Consider the following 21170-nt stretch of genomic DNA (forward strand, 5'->3'; position numbering starts at 1 on the left):
AAAACTAAAACCGAAAAGCAGCAGGGTAATACCTTGCTGCTTTTCGGTTTTAAGTTATCCACGAGTGTTTGCTGTACCTTTAATTTTTCTACAATTGTATCTTGCCTCTATACTTCCGGAAAGCTACTGTACCTGCGATCAAACTTATCAGCGTAATCAAAGCCTTCTGCCACACCTCCACTTCCCGCAATTGATAGGCCAACACCAGCAATGCAATAGTCGCTAGCAGCCACCAGATGCCGTGGTAGCGCACTTGCGTCAGCTCTTTGTATGTTTTCAAGAAGAAGCCTGCATAGCCCATGTACATAAGGGAGGCGAAGGTGGTATAGGCCGCCATCTCGAAACCGTAAAGCGGCACCAAAATTAGATTCAGCACGATATTACCTATCCCCGCCGCCGTGGATATACGCCAAAGTTTAGCCGTTTTTTCATGGAAGGTGAGCAGGGTCGTCACGGCCATGTACATGGGCCTGAAGTTATACCCCATCAGAATGACGATGGCCAAGGGGTAGGCATTTTGCAATTCCTCGTTCCGGATTAAGAGCGCGAAGATCTCTTTCATCCAGAGACTCCCGGTAAAGGTGGCAGCGAAAAAAAGCAGCTGCAAGGCATAGGTCATTTGGCGAGCCTGCAGCGCGGCCTCTATACTTTTCGTCTGCGCATGGAGCTTCATGTATAGCGGGGTGCCCGCCTGCACCACCGCAAAACTGGCCGAAGAGAAATAAATGCCAAAGTTGGAAGCCACATTGTACAGACCAATTCGACCAACCGGTACGCCCACCACATCCAGCACCAAGCGATCGGAAGTGTCGAGCATAAAGCTTGAAAACTGGTGCGGCACCACGGGTAAAGCTACCCGCAGTGTATGTTTCAGGCGATAGCCCTTAAACCGGAGAATAGGCCAAAGGCGCTGCTCGACAATAACATACGCACTAACCATAAACCCCACCGCCGCCGAGATCGTGCTAGCATAAAACCAACCCATATACCCCATCTGTAGGCCCGCGATAAAATAAATGGTCAGGATCACGTTTATGCCGCCCATCAGAAACGAGCGCAAGGCAACAGGCACAGGCCGTTGCGAGTGTAGGCAGAACATACCTGCCATTAAATCTGTCGCTATAAAAAAGAGCACAGGCACTCCATTGAGGAGGGCTATCAGCAGGCGGTTTTCATGGGCCTCAGCCGGTACCACGAGATACAGTATCGCCATAACTAACAGACTATAAAGCACCGCCCAACTTGTCAGGAAACCATAAAGCTGACGCCAGATCCAGCGGAATCGGGTGGGGTGCCGCGCAAAGCTGTTTTCCATCACCACCGTGAAACCCAGCGACTGCAATGTGACTAGAGCGCTGTAGTAGGCCGTTACCACCCCTGCCACGCCATAGTCGGTCGGTGTCAGGTACTGCGTGATGAGCGGTAAAGCCAGTACTCCTGCCAAGCGAGGGGCTTGGGCGGCAAGCCCGTAGATGGCAGCGTGTGACAGGAGTTTGCGAAGCATCCGCTAAAATTAGGGTATAATCATTATACAGCCGCTATTCCTGTCCGCATTTTCAGAAATAGCCGCGCACGCTGAAACAAAGTTCTCGTAAAAGCACTAATTTATGCCCCGGACTGTTACAGACCGCAGGCACAAAAGCCGACATTTGAGCATAAGCTCAAAAATTTAGTATATTTGTTAATTCAGACAATAAGAAAACAAGAAGCTTCACAGCTTATATAGGAGATATAAAAAGTGGGATGTGGTTCATGTTCTAGTGGCGGATGCGGCACCAGCGAAAAACCGGGTGGCTGCAAAAGCAACGGCGGCTGTAGCACGGGTGGCTGCAACCGTTTAAACGTGTTCGACTGGCTCAGCGATATGGAAATTCCAACCGCGTTTGAGGAGTTCGACATCGTAGAAATAAGATTCAAGGGAGGACGCAAAGACTTCTTCCGCAATATAAACAGACTCGATTTGACTACCGGCGACCCGGTGGTAGTAGACGTGCCCAATGGGCATCACATTGGCACCGTATCGCTGAAAGGCGAACTCGTGCGCCTGCAGATGCTCAAGAAAAAGGTGGATAACAATGAGGAGATCCGCACCATCTACCGCATCGCCAATGAGCGCGATTTGGAGAAGCTGCGCGAGGTACAGGAGCAGGAAGCCGCCACCATGTACCGCTCCCGTGAGATCATACAGCAGACGGGCCTCCGCATGAAACTCTCTGACGTGGAGTATCAGGCCGACCGCTCCAAGGCAACGTTTTACTACTCTGCCGACGACCGCGTTGACTTCCGTGACCTGATCAAGAAGCTGGCTGAGGAGTTCAAGGTACGCATCGAGATGCGCCAGATCAGTCTGCGCCACGAGGCCGGCCGTTTGGGCGGTATAGGCTCCTGCGGACGCGAACTGTGCTGCTCTACTTGGCTCACCGATTTCAAGAGTGTGTCTACCACGGCGGCCCGTTACCAGAACCTGTCGCTCAATCCGAGCAAGCTATCTGGCCAGTGCGGGCGCCTGAAGTGCTGCCTCAACTATGAGCTGGAAACCTACATGGAGGCGCTTAAGGACATACCTACCGTGTCGCGTCCGTTGCAGACCAAGCAGGGTGATGCCATGCTGCAGAAAACAGACATCTTTAAAAAGATGATGTGGTTCGGCTACAGAGGCGACAATAACTGGTATCCGGTGCCGGTAGAACGTGTGCATGAAATCCTGAAGATGAATAGTCAGGGTGTTGTGCCAGAAATGCTGGTAGAAGAGCCAGTGAATGAGCCGAAGCAGAACGAATTTGTAGCGCAGGTAGAGGGCAGTCTCGAGCGACTCGACGATAAGTTCAAGAACAAGAAAAAGAAGAAAAAGAAGAAAAAATCTTCCGCTGAAGGTCTAGAAGGCAAGCAGGGTGGTCGTCCGCAAGGCGAAGGCCGTGACAGCAGAGAGCAACGCGGACCACGTGAAGCTAGAGAGCAACGTGAGCCGAGAGAGCAGCGCGAAGGCAGAGGACCACGTGAGAACAGAGGTCCCCGCGATGCAAAAGGTCCACGCGAGCCAAGAGCCACAGAACAAACGGCGCCTAGCGCGGCAGTTGGCCAACCCGAATCGCAACCCGCAGAGCAGGGGCAGCAGCGTCCTAAAAAGCAGCGTCCACCACGCAACAGAGGCAATCGCGATGGTCGCGAAAACCGGGAGGACAGACCAAACCGAGGCGAGGCGAAACCGACAAGAGAAGGTGAAAGTGGCAGACCACCGCGGCCTGAAGGCAGAACGGGCGAACAGCCGCCGCAAGGCGATGGCACTCCGCAACAGCCAAGACGAAACAAGTCGCGTCGCCCAAACAGAGGTTCTAAACCAAATCAGCCTAAATCACCCTCTACCGATGCGTAGCATAATAGCTTTTGTGGCGGCGGCATGTTTTCTGACACTGACCGCCTGCGACCCTAACCGGGTATATGAGCAGAATGTAGAACTGCCTGAAAAGAACTGGACTGTAGACAATGCTCCTGAGTTTGAGTTTGCGATAGAAGACACGACCAAGCGGTACAATGTGTACTTCAATGTGCGCTACTCGCTGGCTTACGACTACTATAACCTGTACCTGCGTCACCGCCTTGTGGCACCCGACAGTAGTGAGGTGTCGTCGGCGCTGCACGAGCTGCACCTCATGGATGCCAAAACAGGTAAGCCTGCCGGCAAAGGCTCTAGCGATACGTACGACCTGCAGGCACTCGCCCTAAAGGATGTGGCTTTCCCGCAGGCAGGCACTTACAAACTGCAGCTAACGCAGTACATGCGTCGCGACCCACTGCCAAGCATAGGCGCTGTCGGTGTTAGGGTAGAGGAAAGAACAGACTGATAAACAGTCATCATACCTTACAAGAGCGGGTCGGGCTAAGTATAGCCTGACCCGCTCTTTTTATTGCGCCGATGTATCCGCGCTAATATCCCGAGAACGTATAAGAACTAATCAAGAATCGGAAAGGGGCTTACAACAAAAACTCCCCTTCCAAAGTATGCTGTATATCTTGCTGTTCCATACCTATACGCTACTGTTTATATGAAGCTCACCCTCCAGATAGCCGGCCTAGTCCTGACGCTATTTTCGTTTCTTCCGCTTATAAAGACCCCGCTGTGGTGGATTCGTGTACTTGACTTCCCACGCTTCCATGTGGCCCTCTTACTCTCAGCCGTTTTAGTGGCGTACCTTGCCATGTATGGCGTATCGGGTTCGCGCGACATCGTGATGGTCGCAGTATGGGGCCTAGCCATCCTCAATGAGATGCGCTATGTGTATTTCTTCACACCACTCGCACCTCGGGAGGCGCTGCGTACCAAAGTGGAAAAACCGGCCAACGCTTTCAGTTTGATGATCTCGAACGTGCGCATGACCAACAAGAAGTATGAGAAGTTCCTGCAACTCGTCCTGCAAACCGATCCTGATCTGGTACTCATCAACGAACCGAACAATGCGTGGCACGAGCACCTGCAGCCGGAGTTGGACAAGCGTTTTCCTTACGCCATCAAGAAGCCCTTGGAGAATACATACGGCATGTTGCTATACAGCAAGTTCAAACTGCTCGAGAGCGACATCCGTTTTATGGTGGAAGACGATATCCCCTCCTTTTACACAGTGGTGGAGCTGCCCTCCGGTCTACAGTTCGACTTGTATACAGTGCACCCACAGCCACCGCGCCTCTTGCAAAACACCGAGACCCGCGAAGCCGAGTTGCTGATAGCGGCCAAGTATGTGAAGAAGTCGCCACACCCATCTGTAGTCGCAGGCGATCTGAACGACGTGGCATGGTCAAGCACGACCAATTTGTTCAAACAGATAAGCGGCCTGTTAGACCCGCGCGTCGGCAGGGGTTTTTACAATACTTACAATGCCTTTGTGCCACTGTTCCGCTATCCCTTGGACCATGTATTCTACGACCCCGCTTTCCGGCTCGTGCAAATGCGGCGCCTGCCTAAGTTTGGATCTGACCACTTTCCGATTCTGATCACGCTGAACTATGAGCCGGTACGGGAGGAAGAACAGCAGCCGCCAAAAGCAGACAAAGAAGACCACGAAGAGGCGAACGAACTGATACAGGAAGGCTTGGAGAAAGGCGAGGAGCGCAACGGAGAGAAGGCGGCTGAAAAGCAGGAAAACGGTATAAAATAAAAAACCCGCTCAGCAAGCTGAGCGGGTCAAAATAGATGAATGCCCTGCCTAAAGGGCTATATGTCTTTTAACTTAGATACGCTCTACGTTAATTGCATTCAATCCTTTTTTGCCATCTTTCACTTCAAAAGAAACACGGTCATTTTCACGGATTTCGTGAACTAGACCAGTCTGGTGAACGAAGATGTCTTGGTTTGTATCGTCAGCCACGATGAAGCCGAAGCCCTTAGATACGTTGTAGAATTTTACTTTACCTGTTTGCATGATAATGAATTTTAATAATTGAAGCAAAGGTAAAGAATTTGTTCAGATATAATAACAAATTAGATAAAATAATAAGCCTATCTGAATCAGAAACATAGAGCTAATCGCGCAAGCCACCGAGGTGTTTGTCTCCTTCTTTTTAACATGCAGCCGAGTACCGCTTGCGAGTCACTCCGCCCCTATCGCTGCAATAACCCTCTCTCACGAGGTGCGTATAGCTAAAACGTTCTGTTACACTAAGAAAACAAGTAGAATCACTAAATTCTTAGGTGTGCGAAACATGGTTGCTTCAGCTGCCAAAGCCCAGTGGTTTTAAGCAGGTTTGAGTAACCAAAATTAAAGTATTTACCATTCCAATTAATCTATAACTATAAACTGAGGAGATCAGAACTATGAAAGAAAACGAAAAAAATCAGTCATCCAGCCAGTCTGGAAGTATGTCGGGCGGCTCATCGTCAATGGGAAGCTCAAGTCAAAGCGGCTCCGATATGAGTTCATCAAACCAAGGTAGTACAGGAAGCTCTGCTTCACTAGGCGGCAGTACTTCTTCTTCTAAGAACAGCGGCAAGTCTACCTCATCGGATTCTAAAACCTCTGGTACAAAAGCCAAGTCAGGCACTAAAACCACAGGTAAGACATCTGATTCAAAATCAGCTAAATCTTCATCATCTTCTTCGTCTTCCAAGGGCGGTAAAAGCAAAGACTCCGGCAGCAGCGCTTCCATGGGTAGCTCCAAAGACGATGATCAGTACTATGGCAGCATGAGCGGCCAACAACAGGGCCAAGGTAGCCAGCAGTACGGCAGTTCCCAGCAGGGAGGCCAAGACTATGGTAGCCAGCAGGGCTATGGCTCGCAGGGTGGCTACGGTTATGGTTCACAGAATAGCGGCGGCTATGGCGGCCAGAGTGGCTACGGTTACCAAGGCGACTATGGCTCATCGCAGCAGGGCGGTGGCATGCAGCGCGGCTACGGCGACAGCAGCGGCTACAGCTCTTCTTCGCAAGGCGGCTATGGTGGCTCTTCACAAGGCAGAGGCTCTTCGCAGTCTGACTGGGGCTCGCAAGGCGGCTTTAATTATGGCAACCAAGGTGGCATGGAAGGCAACCGCGCCCGCTACCAAGACCAAGATTATGGCACCTCTAGAGGCGGTATGCAAGGTGGCATGCAGGACAGAGAAGGTGACAACATAGGCGGCCAAAGTTACGGTGGCTCTCAAGGCAGCTTCGGCATGCAAGGCAGCGGTTCTAACCAAGGTGGTTACGGCAGCTACGACAGCGGTCGCGGTGGCTATGAGCAAGGCGGCGGTTACCGCAGCAGCGGATCGCAGGGTGGCTACGGCGGCTCTTCACAAGGGGGATATGGAAGCCAAGGAGGTTATCAGCAGAGCTATGGCCAAGGTGACTACGGACAGCGTGGCTCACAGGGAGGCTATGGTTCTATGAGCAGCGGCGGCTACGGCGGTTCTTCGCAGGGCGGTTACGGCTCACAGAGCGAACGAGGCGGCCACGGTGGTTCTTCGCAAAGCGGCTACGGCGGCTCATCCAGATCCGGCGGCTACGGCGATAGTGACCGTTATGGTTCCATGGGCTATGGCTCATCAAGAGGTATGAGCGAGTATGATAGAGACGATCGTGGCTCATCAAGAGGCTATGACTCACAAAGCTCTATGCAGGGTGGCTACGGCTCACAGGGCGGCTACGGTTCACGTGGCGGATCCTATAACGATGAGTACCGCTCATCCCAAGATAGAAACAGAGGCAGCCGTTCTTATGATGATAACTATGGCTCACAGAGTGGCTATGGTTCATCTTCGCAGCGCGGCGGCTATGGCGGTTCTTCACAGGGCGGTTACGGCTCACAGAGCGAACGAGGCGGCCACGGTGGTTCTTCGCAAAGCGGCTACGGCGGATCATCCAGATCCGGCGGCATGCAGGGCGGTGGCTATGGCAGCTCCTCTCAGCGTGACTATGGCTCATCTTCGCAGGGCGGCTACGGCTCTATGGGCAGTGGCGGCGGCTACGGCGGTTCTGAAAGAGGTGGCGGCATGAGCGGCTACGGACAGAGCGGCTACCGTGAGGGCGGCTACGGACAAGGCGGACGTGGCGGCGACCGGAGCCGTTATGGTTCTATGGACAGTGGCACGTCTTACTACAGCGATAACCAAGGGTCATCTTCCCGTGAAAACTATCGCAGTGGTATGGGTGGTCAAGGCCAATCGCAGCGCGGCCGTTCAAGCTACGGCGACGACAGCAGCGACTTCGAGACAAGACGCAGCGATCGCTACCGGGACCTAGATTAATTCAGATTAAGCTAAAGCAAGAGCGCCTCCCCTGAATCAGGGGAGGCGCTCTTTTTTATTTCCTGTTTTGCGGATTCTCCAACTTGGTCACTCCACTCTATATCAGTCTAGTTATTCTACTCTTTTTTGATTTAAAAACACTCATGATAATCTTTGGCAAACTGCCGGAAGGTATGCGGCTCCCGTCCGGTCACCTGTTTCACAGTATCAGTTACTTTAGCTGACTTGCCGGCTTTGTGAGCGGCGTAAAGCTCCAATAGCGCATCGGCTATCGGCTCAGGTGTGTGGCGCGATAGCATGGCGTTTCGCGCTGCGTCTTCAGGCACATCCACAAAGGTAATTTCCTTTCCTGCGGCCTCTCCCAGCATGACAGCCATCTCTTGGTGAGAGTATGTCTCTGGCCCTGTCAACTCATAGATGTTGCCTTCGTGGTTATCTCCCGTGAGCACTTCAACGGCCACCGCCGCAATATCGCGGGTATCAATAAAACTGACTTTACCATCGCCTACCGGCATGTAGAATTTGCCTTCGCGCTTGATGGTATCCGCACTGTGATTCACTAGGTTCTGCATGAAGCCGGCTGGCCGCAAAATAGTATAGGGTATACCGCTCTCCTCTACGTAGCGCTCCATCTCTCGGTGCCATCGGCCCAGTTGTATACCCGGCTCCGCCCCTGCTCCCAGCGCGGAGAGTTTCACAATGTGCTTCACCCCTTGCCTCTTCGCCTCGTCCACCAAGTTTCTGGTCATCTCCATCTGCTCTTCTGAAAGGGGGGTGATCAGCATGAGTCGATCGACATGCGTAAAGGCAGCGTGCAGGGAATCGGGATCGCGAAAGTCGATCTCCACGATCTCGACGCCGGGCAGTCGTTTCAGGTTTTCGCCTTTGATGATGGAATGAACGCCCGCCCGCGCATTCACTTCCTGCATGGAAAGCTGTTTAATAATTTCGCGGCCTACCGTGCCTGTAGCAGCTGTCACCAATATCGTTTGTCGCATAGTTCTGTATTTTATGGGGTCTGTTAACTATACGGTTCGGCGTGCGTCAGCGTGACATAAGGCTAGTATTATTTACAACAGCTGCCCATCCGATAAGTCAAGGCATGCAGCGAAAGGTTATTGCTTAGGCTCGAAACTGACAAGGAAAAGCTTACCGTTCTCGTTGGTGATGAGCAGCCGGGTAGGCGACAGGTATAGCACCGCCTCCGCCTGTCCAGTACGACCCAACGGCAGGCAGTAACGCTTGCCGTTAAAACTCACGGTGCCCTCATCCGGCTGAAAAAGGTAGAGCCTGCCGTAACCGAGCAAGGCAAATTCACGGCCATCGGGTGCCCCATCAGCCGCCGTGATGGCAGACTGCATACGCAGCTCCTCCTGTGGGGGCAAGGTATAGCTCCCTCCTGTTATCGGCAGGGCATAGCGGCGTGTTATCTTTTTGCGGGCCCAGCTTTTGGTGAACAGGTGCAGGCTGTCTGCATGGTAAAAGAAGGCCTCTAAGTCGTAGTGCCGCTCTTGTATCGGTGGCGGAAATTTCTGCTGGTCTGCGAAGCTGAAAAACATCGTATCCTGCACGGCCATGTTTTCCTGCTCCACTTTAAACACCCGCAGGTCGTGACGTGCGTTGGTGTTGTTACCGAAATCACCGATGTACAGATTGCCCCGCCCGTCCTGCGCCAAGTCTTCCCAGTCGCGGTTGGGCAAAGGCAAAGGAACGGTTTGCAACAGATTACCCTGCAGGTTAAACAGGTATAGCTCCGCCGGGTAGCTGCTGTCGGGGTTAGTCCAGAAGGTGCTGTCGGAGGCATGCACCAGTCCGGAGCTTTCCATGATACGACTGTCTAGGCGGCCGATGCGCTGGACCTTCACCTTGTAGTCTTTCCGCAGCCGCTCAAAATCGCTGTTGCGCCGATCAGCGCCGCAGCCGCACAAAGCAGTTTGCAGGTAGATGTAGAGGGTGAAGAGTTTGATGAGCATGTTTATTGACGAACTTCCTAACTTATTAACGTCCCAAACTTCCCAACTACCGCTTCTTTATCAGCCCAGTACTGGCGGCTGTATACGCGCTGGAAAGGCCAGTGGCGCAGCTGCAGGAGTTGGGGCACATCGGCGTGGGCGTGGCGTACTGAGATCTGATTAAAGTACAGGTTGTCATCGGTCAGCACGACGCCTGTATACCTACCTTCTTCCTGCAGGGTGAGGTCTGCGAAAGGCACGGCGGGCTGCAGTTGCGGTAGGTCTCTGGTGAGCCGCTCTTTCAGCAGCGGTACCTGCGTTGGCATTGCTAGCACATTTGGCTGATACGTGAAATAGCGGCGGCTTACCTGCTGGGCGTAGTGCAGATAGTCGCGCAAGAGTTTCGGTCCGGCATGCAGCGTGTTTTCTACCTGCAGCTGTTCGGCACGTATGCTGCTCACCACCACGACCTGTTGCTTTGCACGCGTGATGGCCACATTCAGGCGGTTTTCCCCTCCCGCTTGGTTCAGGCTGCCGAACTGCATTGCCATTTTACCTTTAGCGTCCGGCGCATACCCAATCGACAGGATCACCACCTCCTTTTCATCCCCCTGCATGTTCTCGATGTTCTTGACCAGCACGCTGGCAGGTATGGCTATACCTTGTTCCTGCGCCCTCTCCTCCAAAAGGTCCTGCACCAGCATTTGCTGGTTGTAGTTGAAGGTGATCACACCCACATCCTCCTGACCAGCCTGCAGGTATTGCAAAAGTAAATCGATCACACGTTCGGCCTCTGGCTGATTTGCATTGTGTTGCCACAGTCCCTGCACTTTCACAAATTGAATAGCGGGTTGCTGTGCGTTGGCATCGTGCAGCTCAGGTATAAGCTCTAAGCGGTTGCGGTAAAAGTGCCGGTTAGAGAAATCTATCAGCTCGGGGTAGCGACTGCGGTAATGTCGCGTGAGCATAGTCTGCGGCAGGTATAGCCCGCACAACTGCAGCAACGACTCTGCCGAAAGTTCTTCCACCTCCTCATCGCTGTCGCCACTCCAGCGGGCACGGTATAAGTCCGATGGGCGCAGCTGCTGGGAGTCCCCCGCTACTATTAATTGGTGGCCGCGCAGCATGGCCGGTATACCTGTTTCGGCGAAGCACTGGCTGGCCTCATCGAAAATCACTAGATCGAAGCAGCGCTCCAGCGGTAGCACCGCCGAAACTGTCTCAGGAGATGCCAGCCAGCACGGTGTCAGGTTGAGGATTTCTTCGCCGAAAAGACTGAACAGCTTCCGAATAGGGTACAGACTGCGTTTCTTACTGACTTGTGCGTGCAGGCGGCGGTAGGTCACGGCATTGCCGAGCCGGTTGTGCTCCATGTACCGGTAAGTCTGCTCCCGCAACCGCGACAGCACGATCTCCTGACTCAGTTCCTGCTTTTGCTGCAGCAGTTGCTGCAACTCCTCTTCAATTCGATCTATCTCACCACTGCTCGGCATGCGTAACTCCGGACGCTCCGCCTCCAACTCATGCAGCCAAGCCAAGTAAAGACTGTTCAGGAAAAGCGCCTCCCCTGCTTCCGCAGTAGCGATGTCCTCCTCCAATATCTGCCGGCACACCTCCTGCTCTGCCACCGTGAGACTTTCGCGGAGGGAATCGTAAGCTACTAGCTGTTCAAAATACAGCCGTAGCCCATCGAGTAGGGCCGGACCGTGGTTCTCGTCATGAATCAGTTTTCCTATCTGGGATTTAGGCAGCCACTGCTCCCACTCGCCGTACCGCTCCTCAAACACCTGCAGTGCCTGCGCCAAGGCCTGCAGGTGCGCCGGCAAGTTTACTTCTTGGTGTAGTTTCTCATGTAATACTTGGTCGCGGTGCAGTTGCTTCAGGAGCATGTGTGCGGTCAGTGCCTGCTCCACCACCTCCAGCTTCTGCAGCATGGGCGTCGGGTTGTCTTCCAGACGTAGGGTATAGTTGATGCTTTTATTAATGACTTTGATAAGTTCAGAAGCCTCTTCCTGCAGTTCGATTCTGCGCTGCAGTTCACCTACACCGGCTGGTGACATTTCCAACTTATACCTACCCAGTGCCTGTTGCAGTACTTTCTTATCCTGCGAAAAGAACCAGCCGATGCGCTTTAAAAAATCCTTTTGCTGCTCTTCATAAGCGGTGATGGCGGATTTTACCAAGGCCAGCTGCTCCACAGGTATGGCCGCGTCCGGAGCTGGGCAGACGAGGTATAATCCCTTCAGATTACGGACTAGCTTCTTGAGTTCTGAGGCTTTGGCCTGCTTGCGCAGCAATGGCTGCAGCGCACCTCCCACACTGTCCTGCTCGAGTAGCTGCTGTAGTTCTTCCAACACGGTATAGGCGGCTCTATACCTATTGAGTGCGCTTAGTTCAAAGTCGCAGCCGCTGAGCTGCCTTATACCCTGCTGCAGCCCGTGGTACTGTTCGGCTAGTGGCTCAATAGTGCGCTCCAATTCCTGACGCTGTGGCCAACCAAAGCCTGTCATCTTATGCCGCTCTTTCCACACAAAGTCAGGCTGCTCTAGCACGATACCTTGTTGCAGGCAGGCCCGCAGGCGAGGCAGAAATTCTCCTACTGTATCGGCGGTGAATTGCCTGAATACGGCCGAGAGCTGAACATGCGGCTCTTGTAGATTACTCCGCAGGTATAGCTCTTTGGGCGACCAGCCGCAACGGCTATTGTCAAAAAGGGCCGTCCGGAAGCTTTCCAGTTTTTGAAGGCACACGTTGATGCCACGGCTTACCTCCAGAAAAGTCCGGTCCGTGTAAATGCTATTGAGCGCGTGGTTTTGCTTTTTATACTCGTCGATCTGGTCGATCTGGAGCAGCAGTTGTTTGTATATGCTTTTGCGGTCGGCGTTGATGTCGTGCACCAAAGCGGCAAAGGCACCGAGGCCGGCCGAAGACAGGCGCTGGTGCACCACGTCTAGGGCGGCCCGCTTCTGGCTTACCACCAGCACCCGCTTTCCCCGGGCCGTGAAATCCGACACCAGATTGCAGATAAGCTGCGACTTGCCTGTGCCCGGCGGTCCCTGCACCACCAGCGAGCGGCCTTGCTTTACCTGCTGCAGCGCAGCCTCCTGCGAGGCGTCCATGGCAAAGGCCGTGAATGTATGCTGCGCTTGCGTGGCTTGGTTTGTCCCCACCTCTGGGGACTGGAAAAGTGCTTCCATCTCCTGCAGTTCGTCCTGTGCCAGCAGCTCATCATAGTCGTTGAGCAGGTAGGACGCGGCCTGCGGATAAATACCCAGCACAGCCTCCTGCTCCAAGTATAGCTGACCGGGTTTTAGCTCCGTTTCATAGTCGGCTTTCTTAAAATCGCGGAAGGGTTTCAGTTTGTCGGTAAAGAACTCGCGGCCGGCATGTATACCGAGCTGCTGCTCTTTTAACAATTCGTATACCTGCGTTCGGAACTCCAGCGGGTGGGTAGGAAGCGTGCTGAGGTCTAGTTCAAGCAGGGGCTCCGCCAGTGGTGTGCCCGTGTAGTGCGCGTAGGCCAGCACGAAGCTCTGATTAAACTGAGCGGGCTGCGAGGGATCAGGCAACAGCTCCCATTCTTGCGCGGCGTTCACCTGCAGTTGCACCGGGAAGAACAGCAGCGGACAGCGTACGGTCGTGCCGTCTGCGAACTTGCCGTGCACAAAGGGCCAGCCAAGGTATAGCTCCTGACTGCCGCGCTCCTCCACGATCATGTGGGTTTTGCGCATGATGTAGCGCAGCCGCTGGCTAACGGGCGTGACAGGTGCGTGCCGGCTATCGGCATACGGTGCGAGCACCGCCTTTTTGCCTCCTATCACCTTTTCGAGGATATTGAAAGCAGGCTTGTTATTGATAAAATCCAGCTCGTTTACATCGAGGTGCAGCTCCCGGGAAAGGCGCAGCAGCAGCAATGCTCTGTTGCCCGCACTTAGGTTGAGCAGACGGTGACGGTAGCTTTTGAGAATGGATTTCATAAGGTGTAATACTCCAACAACGGATGCCGCTTCAGGATAGTCTGTAGCTATACGGCAAGTTAGCACGAATTGGGGGGACTTGGAAACCCTGTTTATTGACATTAAGAATATGCGCTTCCATCCGCCGGCATAGACACACTCACATAATCATCTGTAAATCAGGAAAATAAAACTATAAACAACCTTATACTGGACAAAAATATAGCGTAAATATCCTTATCGGCGCAGCAGGCCTATAAGTAGATATGCCTATGAATTTGATTAGAAGATTCAGACCTTTCCACCTTTACCTTCCACGTCCCGCTTATAGTCTGGAGCAAGCTCAATCAGACACAACAGCAGGGCTTGCTACTTTCCTTTATACCTTCACTCTGAGCCATGTTTTTATTAGCATCCTTTTTTTCTACCTGAACCGAGACCTCTTCTACCTGTATAGCAAAGAAGACGGTTACATTGAGTACCTCAATGTTTTTTTCCTTCTTTTCACTTCAATACTGTGTCTATACAAGGCTCTTCAGGAAGAGAACAAACTGCCGAAAATGTTTTTCTTTGCGTCCGCCTTTCTGCTGTTCTTTGGTTTTGGGGAAGAGATATCGTGGGCGCAGCGGATCATCGGCTTTGAAACGCCCGACAACCTTGAAAAGGTAAATCCCCAGCAGGAATTCAACCTACACAACATCCATCTCTCTGGCGTTAACCTGAACAAGCTGATATTCGGGAAACTAATGTACACGGGGGTTTTCATCTACTTTCTGGCTTTTCCGGTGCTCTACCGGCGCAAGAAGTGGTTAAGGGATTTGACAGACAAGTTCAGTGTGCCATTGCCAAGCTCTTTACAGAGCTTTTTATACATGCTTTGCTTCTTCACCGCACTCCTGATCCGAGACGGTAAGGTGTGGGAAATACAGGAATTTATTTTAGCCAGCTTTATCTTCGCTGTGTATACGATGCCTGCTAATAAGCCTGCGCTTAAACAAACGTAACCCTACACCTGCTCTCTTTAAGCGTCGCCTATATTTTATTTAACCAACATTAGGGCACTATCCGTAAGTATAGCAGCACATCCTAAGACTGTTTGTGTTTCAAACAATTTCGGGGAGCGGGCAGTTGTAATATGGCCCGCTTGCTGTAGCTTGCAAACCCATTGCCGTACTTTCACTCTATGAAGAAGCATATCCTTATTGCGCTTTACTTGTTGTGCGCCATCGCAATTTTCACATCCTGCCGCAAAGAGCGCCAAGAGAAAGCGGTGGATCGCATGGACGAATACACCACATCTAAGCAGTACCCTTCTAAGTTTGCCGACGAGAGCCTCCAAAAATGGAAGGAGCAGGTACCTGAAATAAAGGAAGTAAAAATAAAGTCCACGATAGACGGGAATGAACAACCGGCTCTGTTCTATAGCTCTGAAACTACGGGAAAGCGCCCGCTGCTGGTCATGTTGCACAGTTGGAGCAGTGAGTATCTGCAGGAGGTGAGCATCCCGTTCGCACTTTGGTCTAAGGAGTACGACTGGGCCTTTATCCACCCCAACTACCGTGGCAAGTTCAACAAGCCCGAAGCCATGGCCTCTGACCTAGCCATACAGGACTTAGTGGATGCCGTGAACTACGCCAAGGCAAATGCGGAGATCGATGAGTCGCGCATTTACATTTTGGGTTCATCGGGCGGCGCCATGACGGCCTTGGTGGCGGCGGGTCGCCACCCGGAAATCTGGGCCGGCGTAGTGGCATGGGTGCCAGTCTTCGATCTAGTGGATTGGTATGCCTTTAGCCAGAACTACCCGCACCGCGATTACAATAGACATATTGTAGCAGCCTGTGGCGGTGAACCTATACCGGGCACACCTGCTGCAGAGGAGTGCAAGCGCCGCAGCCCGAGCACCTACATCCAAAACGCAAAAGAAGTCCCTATCTTTCTGGCACACGGCACGGTAGATGTGCTCGTCCCACCGGACCATTCCATCAGGGCATACAACATACTGGCTGATCCGGCAGACACCATTTCTCAGAAAGAAATAGATTACATACTGGAAAAGCAGGAGCTTCCGGAAGGGATAGAAGGTGCAACTACTCGGGATAAATATTTTGGTGTAAAAGACCCGAAGATCGTATTCATGCGGGAGTCGGCTAATGTCAGGCTGGTGCTCTTTGTTGGCGTGCACGACATGGCTTACAATCCGGGCCTGCTTTGGCTAAACGAACAGCAAAAGAAACTGCCTCCTGCTACAGAGCCTACGGCTAGTCAGTAACCATATTTGTTTGAAAATTGAGCACATGCCTGAAGAACCTAACAAAGCGACTTCTTCCAAAGCCAGTATACCTACGCTGGAGCAGGTTTCTTCGGGCGGGGTTGTTTTTCGGCTGGCTGCTTCAGGTATAGAAGTAGCGCTCATTTCGGTAGGAAAACCCGCTCGTTGGCAGCTACCCAAGGGACTTGTGGATACAGGCGAAACACCCGAAGTAACGGCTGTGCGTGAGGTGCGGGAAGAAACGGGAGTCACCGCATCACTACTGGAAAAAATTGAGACAATCGAGTACTGGTATGTGGGAAGCAAAGGAGCTGAGCGTGTACGCTTCCACAAGTTCGTGCATTTTTTCCTACTCTCTTACGAGTCAGGTGACATTGGCCAGCACGATTGGGAAGTAAACGAAGCCCGCTGGGTGGACCTGCTGGCAGCAAAAGAATTGCTGGCCTTTAAAACGGAACGATCGGTGCTGGAGAAAGCATCGGAAATGATCGCGGCCCGAAAAACATAACCCCGCTATACCTAGATCACCAGATAAGGACTGATCTTCTCGAACAGCTCCGGTGTCACCAGCTTTATTTTTTTGATATCCTCTATTTGGCGGTAGGCGCCATGTTGCTCCCGGTAGGCTACTATGGCACGAGCCACATTGGAGCTAATATAAGGATGTGCCTTCAACTCTTCGGCATTGGCTTTGTTCAGCGATACTTGTTGCAAGGTATAGGTATGCGCCACAAAGGTGTATTTCTGCAGACTGTCTACAATGGCAGGTGGCAGACCATATACTTCTTGCACCTGCGCCATAGTGTAAAATCCACCCAATCCATCCCGGTACTTTACGATTCTTGCAGAAAGCTTACTCCCTATACCTCTGATCTGTTTTAGGGCTGTAGTGTCGGCGGTGTTAATGTTGAAGGGTGCGAGAATAAAACGCTCCCGTGGCCGGGTATTGTTTGCCCAGTTCGGATTTGGGGCTGACCGGGCACTGGCGGCTATACCTTGGTTGCGGTTATACCTACTAGGCTTGGTCTCCGGCAGCTGGATGTAAGGATACAACTGTTGAAAAACAGAGTCAGGGAAATCGTAGATAGTGGCCAGTTGGGCTTTGTAGGCGAAGTCGCCGACTTTATTGCGGTAGTTGAGTATGCGCTGCGCCATGAATTTGGGCAAGCCGAGTTCCTGCCATTGCGCCTCGTTCAGGTCATTCGGGTTGAAGGGCTGCAACTTCGCCACCGGTACTTGGTACAGCTGTCGCCGCCCTGTCTTTTCGGGTTGCTTTGTCTCGAGTTGCGCCACCAGACTGTCGAGCAATTGGCGGTCAGTCGCGTTGCCGATGGCGCCAATCTCCGGTTTGGTAAACCATTTAAATAGCAATGGTGCTGCCGTAAGCAGCACCATTGCTCCTATCAGTACCAGAAACCCATTTACCTCGCGCTGCGAAAAGCCAAAGTTGCGTCGAATCCAGTACTTTATTTTTTTCATTTCTATGCTAAGCCCGCGGGGCCTGCCGCTCTATCTCATCGTCGTTGTCGAGGTACGAATCAGGCTCCGGTTTTGGGGGTGCACTCACCACCCGGTAAAAAAAGTATAACATGAGGCCAGTCACCAACGTGATGGTACTGAGCATGACAACAAGTGCAGATGTATTCATAGTTTCCTAAATTCTTCCTTCTCTAACTCTTTTTTTATAGGCAATGTAAACCAGCAGCGCGATGCTCAAAAATACTGCGACCAATAGCGTACGCGAAGCATTCACAAAGAACAGCGTATCCTGCAACTGCTGAATCACCTCCGGGTCAGTAGCCTCTGCGAGCTGGCGCTTCAGGCTGGTGTTCTTGATCTTATTGATGATAGAGCTGTCGTCCAGTTCCCAGCCATTGGCGAACGCTCCGGCCCAATCGCCACCTTTTGGTGTGATGAGGGAGCCTACAAACACCCAAAGCAGTAACAGTGGGGTCACGAACTTGATGATATATTTGTAGAAACTAGGCACTTCAATGTCGGCACCGGAGGTGATCTCACGCCAGCCTTTGTTCATACCAAACACCCATGCAAACAGAATAGATTCAAACAAAGCGAATACTACCAGCGATACGGTACCGGCCCAGTAGTCATACTCATCAAACACGCCATACTTAAAGAACAGCACCGTTGGCATACCGAGCATCAGCACGATCAGACCAAAAGACCAAGCGGCAGGCTTGCGTCTCCAGTTAAACTCATCCTGCAGGAAGCCTATCCATGGTGTACCCATGGCGAGCGATGACGTGATACCGGCAAAGAACAGGAGCCCGAACCACATGACACCGGCCACAGCGCCCAGCACGTCGCCCCATTGGTAGAACAGATATGGCAGCGTTCTGAAACCAAGTCCGAGACCACCTTGGCTGTTCACCAAGTTCGTAACGCCTTCAATGCCCAAGTATCCGATCGAGATAGGGATTAGAATAGCGGCACCCAGCACCACTTCCACAAACTCGTTCATCCACCCGGCTGACATGGCGTTGAGGGCAATATCGTCTTTGGAGCGCACATAGGAAGCGTAGCAATGCACCGTGCCCATACCCACCGAAAGGGTAAAGAAAATCTGACCGGCAGCCGCCAACCAAACGGTTGGTGACCACAACTCATCAAAGTTCGGTGTCCAGAGGAAATTAAGGCCTACAGAGCTGTCGTTGATAGCGCCATCTTCGCCCGCTGTGATTGTAAACCCTTTGTAGGCTAGGAATATACCGAACAGGATAAGCAACGGCATACCGATCTTAGCCACACGCTCCACACCTTTGGCAAGGCCTTGGGAAAGGATCCACGTGTTAAGCAGCAAACAGATCACGAAGAAAACAATCGGCTCATAAGGTATGCCGAAAGTAGACTCTCCCAAACTCACGTACTCATTGAAGAAATTGGAAACGCCGTTCTGATCCAGCCCGGCGAAAGTGCCACCGATGGAGTGGAACACGTAAGAAAGCGTCCAAGACTCGAGGTAGCAGTAGTAAGAAGCCACCGCGATGTTGGTCCAGATACCGAATACGCCAATGTACTTCCACAGGCGGTTGCGGTGCATGGTGTCCACGATGAAGGGGGTGGAGTGGTGACCGAACTTGCCCCCGAAACGTCCCATGGACCATTCGATCCAAAGAAGTGGGATACCCATCACCAAAAAGCAGATCAGGTAGGGGATAATGAAAGCTCCACCGCCGTTCTGCACAGCCTGCACCGGAAAACGTAGAAAGTTACCGAGACCAACTGCGTTGCCGGCCATGGCCAGAATGAGACCCACTCGCGAGCCCCATGATTCTTTGTTAGCACTCATAAAAAGGGGTAAAGGTTGATTAGTTTAGATTAGTTGGTTAGTGTAAAAGCACGGATAATCAGGATTTAAAGCTTACAATTTAAACAATGGTTCTGATTGCACCATATTAAATTCCATATTTTTAATACTACCCCTCTCCCCAAGCAACTCGGCTCACTCATTTGAACATGTTTTAAGACAGCATTTCGGCCTGCTCGGCCACCATGGCGATACCTTCTAAGAAAGTGTGTGGCTGATAACCCAACTCTTTTTCAGCTTTGGTGATCATGAAACCGGTGCGTGGCGGACGCTTGGCTGGCTGAGAGAAAGTAGAGGCATCTGCCTTATCTATCAGCGATTTATTCAGTTGAAAGTAGTCCGCCACGATCATGGCCATTTGATAAGGCGTATACATCTCCCTGCCCGAGATGTTGTAAATTCCCTCGGCGTTGTGCTGCACTGCCAGCCAACAGCCCATGGCAAGATCTTCGGCCAAGGTAGGCGTGCGGAACTGGTCATCCACCACCTTGATCACTTTACCGGCTTGCAAGCTGTCGCGCACCCAAAGCACAATGTTGGTGCGGCCGTAGTCGTTCACCACCCCGTAAACCAGCACCGTGCGCAATATTGCCCACTTGCATCTTGCATTCTTCACAATCTCCTCAGCCATCAGTTTGGTTTCGCCATAGAAACTGATCGGGTTGCCTTCGGCCTCTTCATCATAAGGACCGTCTTCACCATCAAAAATAAAATCGGTGGACAGGTGAATGAGGTGCACATTGTGTTTTTCGCAGGCCTCCACCACATAGGCTACGGCATCACGATTGAGCTTCAGGGCACCGGCTTGATCGGTTTCGCACTGGTCCACATTCGTCATGGCGGCGGTGTGGATTAGGTGAGTCGGTTGAAAATCGGCTACCACACGCTCAACCTCCTCGCGGTTGGTCACGTCCATCGAGACAAAAGACAAGGTTGGGAAGATCTCAGCCAGCTTGTTCTCGCCACGGCTCGTCGCCAACAGTTCCACATCGGTGCGTGGTAAAAGCAAAGCGGCCAGTTTCTGACCGAGTAGACCATTCGAGCCTGTAATCAGTATTTTTTTCATGATGCTTGTTTCGGTTTTAGGTATAAGTCCACGGAGCAGTCATTGGAAGGATTTTGCTGCAGTCGCCGCTTATAGTGCGCAAGTGGACTGGAAATTTACGACTGTCCCTGCTTTATGCAGCAGGCTTGTAATGCGCTATTAAATAGGCTGGGCATAGCGCGAGTGTATTTGCTCAGGCGGAACATTCCACGCAGGCACGCCCTACTACTCCTGCGGGTAGGTATAGCCGTACTTCCGGGCGATCTTTTTCTTTTTTATATTCTCTACCTTCACTGTCATGCGAATGTCGGAGAGCGGACGGTTACGGCCGCCAACAGGCTGCTCGGCAATTTTATCGATCACATCAAGTCCGTCCACTACCTGCCCGTACACGGTATAGGCTTCGTCGAGTTGCGGAGTGCCTTGGTGGTTTTCCACAATATAAAACTGGGATCCGCTCGATTCTTTCTTCGGATTTACTTGATCACCCAGTCGGGCGGCTGCAACCGCACCGCGCACGTGCTTGTACTTGGGGTTGATCTCGGCCGGGACAGTATAACCCGGATTACCCCCGCCATCATTGCTCGGATCACTGTCTTTTGTGTTAGGGTCACCGCCCTGTATCATAAAGCCGTCGATCACCCGATGGAAGGTGGTGCCATCGTAATAGCCCTCGCGGGCTAGCTTCAGGAAATTCTCTTTGTGCAGCGGTGTGTCGTCGAAAAGCACCAGTTTCATCTCGCCCATCGGCGTGGAAATAGTTACCAGTTGGTCTTTGCCTTTCGGAGCTTTCTGGGCCAGTACGGCCATTGGCAACAGCGCCAGCACCATCACAAAAGCAATTGTCTTTCTAAGCGGATTCATGTTATAGATAAAGGTTTGATGTATTAAATCAGGTCTAAA

17 protein-coding genes are annotated in these 21170 nt (G+C 52.2%); 7 read left to right on the forward strand and 10 right to left on the reverse strand.

Going from position 1 to position 21170, the window contains the following annotated elements; all coding sequences use genetic code 11:
• Positions 1-88: 88 nt before the first annotated feature.
• Complete coding sequence (locus Q1A04_RS09705; protein WP_299704686.1) at positions 89-1504, reverse strand: lipopolysaccharide biosynthesis protein; 1416 nt, start codon at positions 1502-1504, stop codon at positions 89-91.
• Positions 1505-1864: 360 nt separating this feature from the next.
• Between Q1A04_RS09705 and ricT the strand changes: the two genes are divergently transcribed.
• The 3 genes from ricT to Q1A04_RS09720 all read left to right on the forward strand — a co-directional run bounded on the left by ricT (position 1865) and on the right by Q1A04_RS09720 (position 5150).
• Entirely contained in the window at positions 1865-3373 is a 1509-nt protein-coding gene (ricT, locus tag Q1A04_RS09710; protein WP_299704688.1) for a regulatory iron-sulfur-containing complex subunit RicT, read from the forward strand.
• Positions 3366-3842, forward strand: a complete 477-nt coding sequence (locus tag Q1A04_RS09715) for a gliding motility lipoprotein GldH (RefSeq protein WP_299704691.1) — start codon at positions 3366-3368, stop codon at positions 3840-3842. Before ricT ends, Q1A04_RS09715 begins: the two co-directional genes overlap by 8 nt.
• A 201-nt stretch (positions 3843-4043) precedes the next feature.
• Positions 4044-5150 (forward strand): endonuclease/exonuclease/phosphatase family protein, encoded by a 1107-nt coding sequence (locus tag Q1A04_RS09720; protein ID WP_299704694.1) that lies wholly within the window; start codon positions 4044-4046, stop codon positions 5148-5150.
• A 72-nt stretch (positions 5151-5222) separates the two neighbouring features.
• Here Q1A04_RS09720 and Q1A04_RS09725 read toward each other — a convergent pair whose 3' ends face one another.
• A complete protein-coding gene (locus Q1A04_RS09725) occupies positions 5223-5414 on the reverse strand; it encodes a cold-shock protein (protein ID WP_116541469.1) in 192 nt (63 codons plus the stop codon).
• A 392-nt stretch (positions 5415-5806) separates the two neighbouring features.
• On the opposite strand from Q1A04_RS09725, the gene Q1A04_RS09730 reads away from it, so the two are divergent.
• On the forward strand, positions 5807-7714 hold the full coding sequence (locus Q1A04_RS09730) for a hypothetical protein (RefSeq protein ID WP_299704697.1): 1908 nt from the start codon (positions 5807-5809) through the stop codon (positions 7712-7714).
• A 131-nt stretch (positions 7715-7845) separates the two neighbouring features.
• Here Q1A04_RS09730 and Q1A04_RS09735 read toward each other — a convergent pair whose 3' ends face one another.
• The 3 genes from Q1A04_RS09735 to Q1A04_RS09745 all read right to left on the reverse strand — a co-directional run bounded on the left by Q1A04_RS09735 (position 7846) and on the right by Q1A04_RS09745 (position 13643).
• A complete protein-coding gene (locus Q1A04_RS09735) occupies positions 7846-8712 on the reverse strand; it encodes an SDR family oxidoreductase (protein ID WP_299704700.1) in 867 nt (288 codons plus the stop codon).
• A 117-nt stretch (positions 8713-8829) separates the two neighbouring features.
• On the reverse strand, positions 8830-9687 hold the full coding sequence (locus Q1A04_RS09740; protein WP_299704703.1) for a hypothetical protein: 858 nt from the start codon (positions 9685-9687) through the stop codon (positions 8830-8832).
• Between the two features lie 17 nt (positions 9688-9704).
• Positions 9705-13643, reverse strand: coding sequence for an AAA domain-containing protein (locus Q1A04_RS09745; protein WP_299704706.1), 3939 nt, complete (start codon positions 13641-13643; stop codon positions 9705-9707).
• Between the two features lie 251 nt (positions 13644-13894).
• Between Q1A04_RS09745 and Q1A04_RS09750 the strand changes: the two genes are divergently transcribed.
• The 3 genes from Q1A04_RS09750 (at position 13895) to Q1A04_RS09760 (ending at position 16402) form a co-directional block, all read left to right on the forward strand.
• Positions 13895-14626, forward strand: coding sequence for a hypothetical protein (locus Q1A04_RS09750; protein ID WP_299704710.1), 732 nt, complete (start codon positions 13895-13897; stop codon positions 14624-14626).
• A 179-nt stretch (positions 14627-14805) separates the two neighbouring features.
• Positions 14806-15894, forward strand: a complete 1089-nt coding sequence (locus Q1A04_RS09755; RefSeq protein WP_299704712.1) for a prolyl oligopeptidase family serine peptidase — start codon at positions 14806-14808, stop codon at positions 15892-15894.
• A gap of 25 nt (positions 15895-15919) precedes the next feature.
• On the forward strand, positions 15920-16402 hold the full coding sequence (locus Q1A04_RS09760) for an NUDIX hydrolase (protein ID WP_299704714.1): 483 nt from the start codon (positions 15920-15922) through the stop codon (positions 16400-16402).
• 11 nt (positions 16403-16413) lie between these two features.
• On the opposite strand, the gene Q1A04_RS09765 is transcribed toward Q1A04_RS09760, so the two are convergent.
• From Q1A04_RS09765 to Q1A04_RS09785, 5 genes are all read right to left on the reverse strand, one after another.
• Entirely contained in the window at positions 16414-17373 is a 960-nt protein-coding gene (locus Q1A04_RS09765) for a helix-hairpin-helix domain-containing protein (RefSeq protein WP_299704716.1), read from the reverse strand.
• Positions 17374-17380: 7 nt separating this feature from the next.
• On the reverse strand, positions 17381-17542 hold the full coding sequence (locus tag Q1A04_RS09770) for a hypothetical protein (RefSeq protein ID WP_299704718.1): 162 nt from the start codon (positions 17540-17542) through the stop codon (positions 17381-17383).
• 6 nt (positions 17543-17548) lie between these two features.
• Entirely contained in the window at positions 17549-19204 is a 1656-nt protein-coding gene (locus Q1A04_RS09775) for a sodium-dependent transporter (protein ID WP_299704720.1), read from the reverse strand.
• Positions 19205-19376: 172 nt separating this feature from the next.
• Positions 19377-20288 (reverse strand): SDR family oxidoreductase, encoded by a 912-nt coding sequence (locus tag Q1A04_RS09780; protein WP_299704722.1) that lies wholly within the window; start codon positions 20286-20288, stop codon positions 19377-19379.
• Between the two features lie 204 nt (positions 20289-20492).
• Positions 20493-21131, reverse strand: coding sequence for a peptidylprolyl isomerase (locus tag Q1A04_RS09785; RefSeq protein WP_299704724.1), 639 nt, complete (start codon positions 21129-21131; stop codon positions 20493-20495).
• Positions 21132-21170: the final 39 nt, after the last annotated feature.

It is taken from the genome of uncultured Pontibacter sp., from assembly GCF_947499215.1.
Lineage (GTDB): Bacteria > Bacteroidota > Bacteroidia > Cytophagales > Hymenobacteraceae > Pontibacter.

Excerpts from the sequence above, each read along its gene's own strand:
- Q1A04_RS09745 (WP_299704706.1), bottom strand. The coding sequence starts at position 13,643 with ATGAAATCCATTCTCAAAAGCTACCGTCACCGTCTGCTCAACCTAAGT.
- Q1A04_RS09730 (WP_299704697.1), top strand. The coding sequence starts at position 5,807 with ATGAAAGAAAACGAAAAAAATCAGTCATCCAGCCAGTCTGGAAGTATG.
- ricT (WP_299704688.1), top strand. The coding sequence starts at position 1,865 with ATGGAAATTCCAACCGCGTTTGAGGAGTTCGACATCGTAGAAATAAGA.
- Q1A04_RS09750 (WP_299704710.1), top strand. The coding sequence starts at position 13,895 with ATGAATTTGATTAGAAGATTCAGACCTTTCCACCTTTACCTTCCACGT.
- Q1A04_RS09765 (WP_299704716.1), bottom strand. The coding sequence starts at position 17,373 with ATGAAAAAAATAAAGTACTGGATTCGACGCAACTTTGGCTTTTCGCAG.
- Q1A04_RS09740 (WP_299704703.1), bottom strand. The coding sequence starts at position 9,687 with ATGCTCATCAAACTCTTCACCCTCTACATCTACCTGCAAACTGCTTTG.
- Q1A04_RS09725 (WP_116541469.1), bottom strand. The coding sequence starts at position 5,414 with ATGCAAACAGGTAAAGTAAAATTCTACAACGTATCTAAGGGCTTCGGC.
- Q1A04_RS09760 (WP_299704714.1), top strand. The coding sequence starts at position 15,920 with ATGCCTGAAGAACCTAACAAAGCGACTTCTTCCAAAGCCAGTATACCT.
- Q1A04_RS09775 (WP_299704720.1), bottom strand. The coding sequence starts at position 19,204 with ATGAGTGCTAACAAAGAATCATGGGGCTCGCGAGTGGGTCTCATTCTG.
- Q1A04_RS09715 (WP_299704691.1), top strand. The coding sequence starts at position 3,366 with ATGCGTAGCATAATAGCTTTTGTGGCGGCGGCATGTTTTCTGACACTG.
- Q1A04_RS09705 (WP_299704686.1), bottom strand. The coding sequence starts at position 1,504 with ATGCTTCGCAAACTCCTGTCACACGCTGCCATCTACGGGCTTGCCGCC.
- Q1A04_RS09735 (WP_299704700.1), bottom strand. The coding sequence starts at position 8,712 with ATGCGACAAACGATATTGGTGACAGCTGCTACAGGCACGGTAGGCCGC.
- Q1A04_RS09720 (WP_299704694.1), top strand. The coding sequence starts at position 4,044 with ATGAAGCTCACCCTCCAGATAGCCGGCCTAGTCCTGACGCTATTTTCG.
- Q1A04_RS09755 (WP_299704712.1), top strand. The coding sequence starts at position 14,806 with ATGAAGAAGCATATCCTTATTGCGCTTTACTTGTTGTGCGCCATCGCA.
- Q1A04_RS09780 (WP_299704722.1), bottom strand. The coding sequence starts at position 20,288 with ATGAAAAAAATACTGATTACAGGCTCGAATGGTCTACTCGGTCAGAAA.
- Q1A04_RS09785 (WP_299704724.1), bottom strand. The coding sequence starts at position 21,131 with ATGAATCCGCTTAGAAAGACAATTGCTTTTGTGATGGTGCTGGCGCTG.
- Q1A04_RS09770 (WP_299704718.1), bottom strand. The coding sequence starts at position 17,542 with ATGAATACATCTGCACTTGTTGTCATGCTCAGTACCATCACGTTGGTG.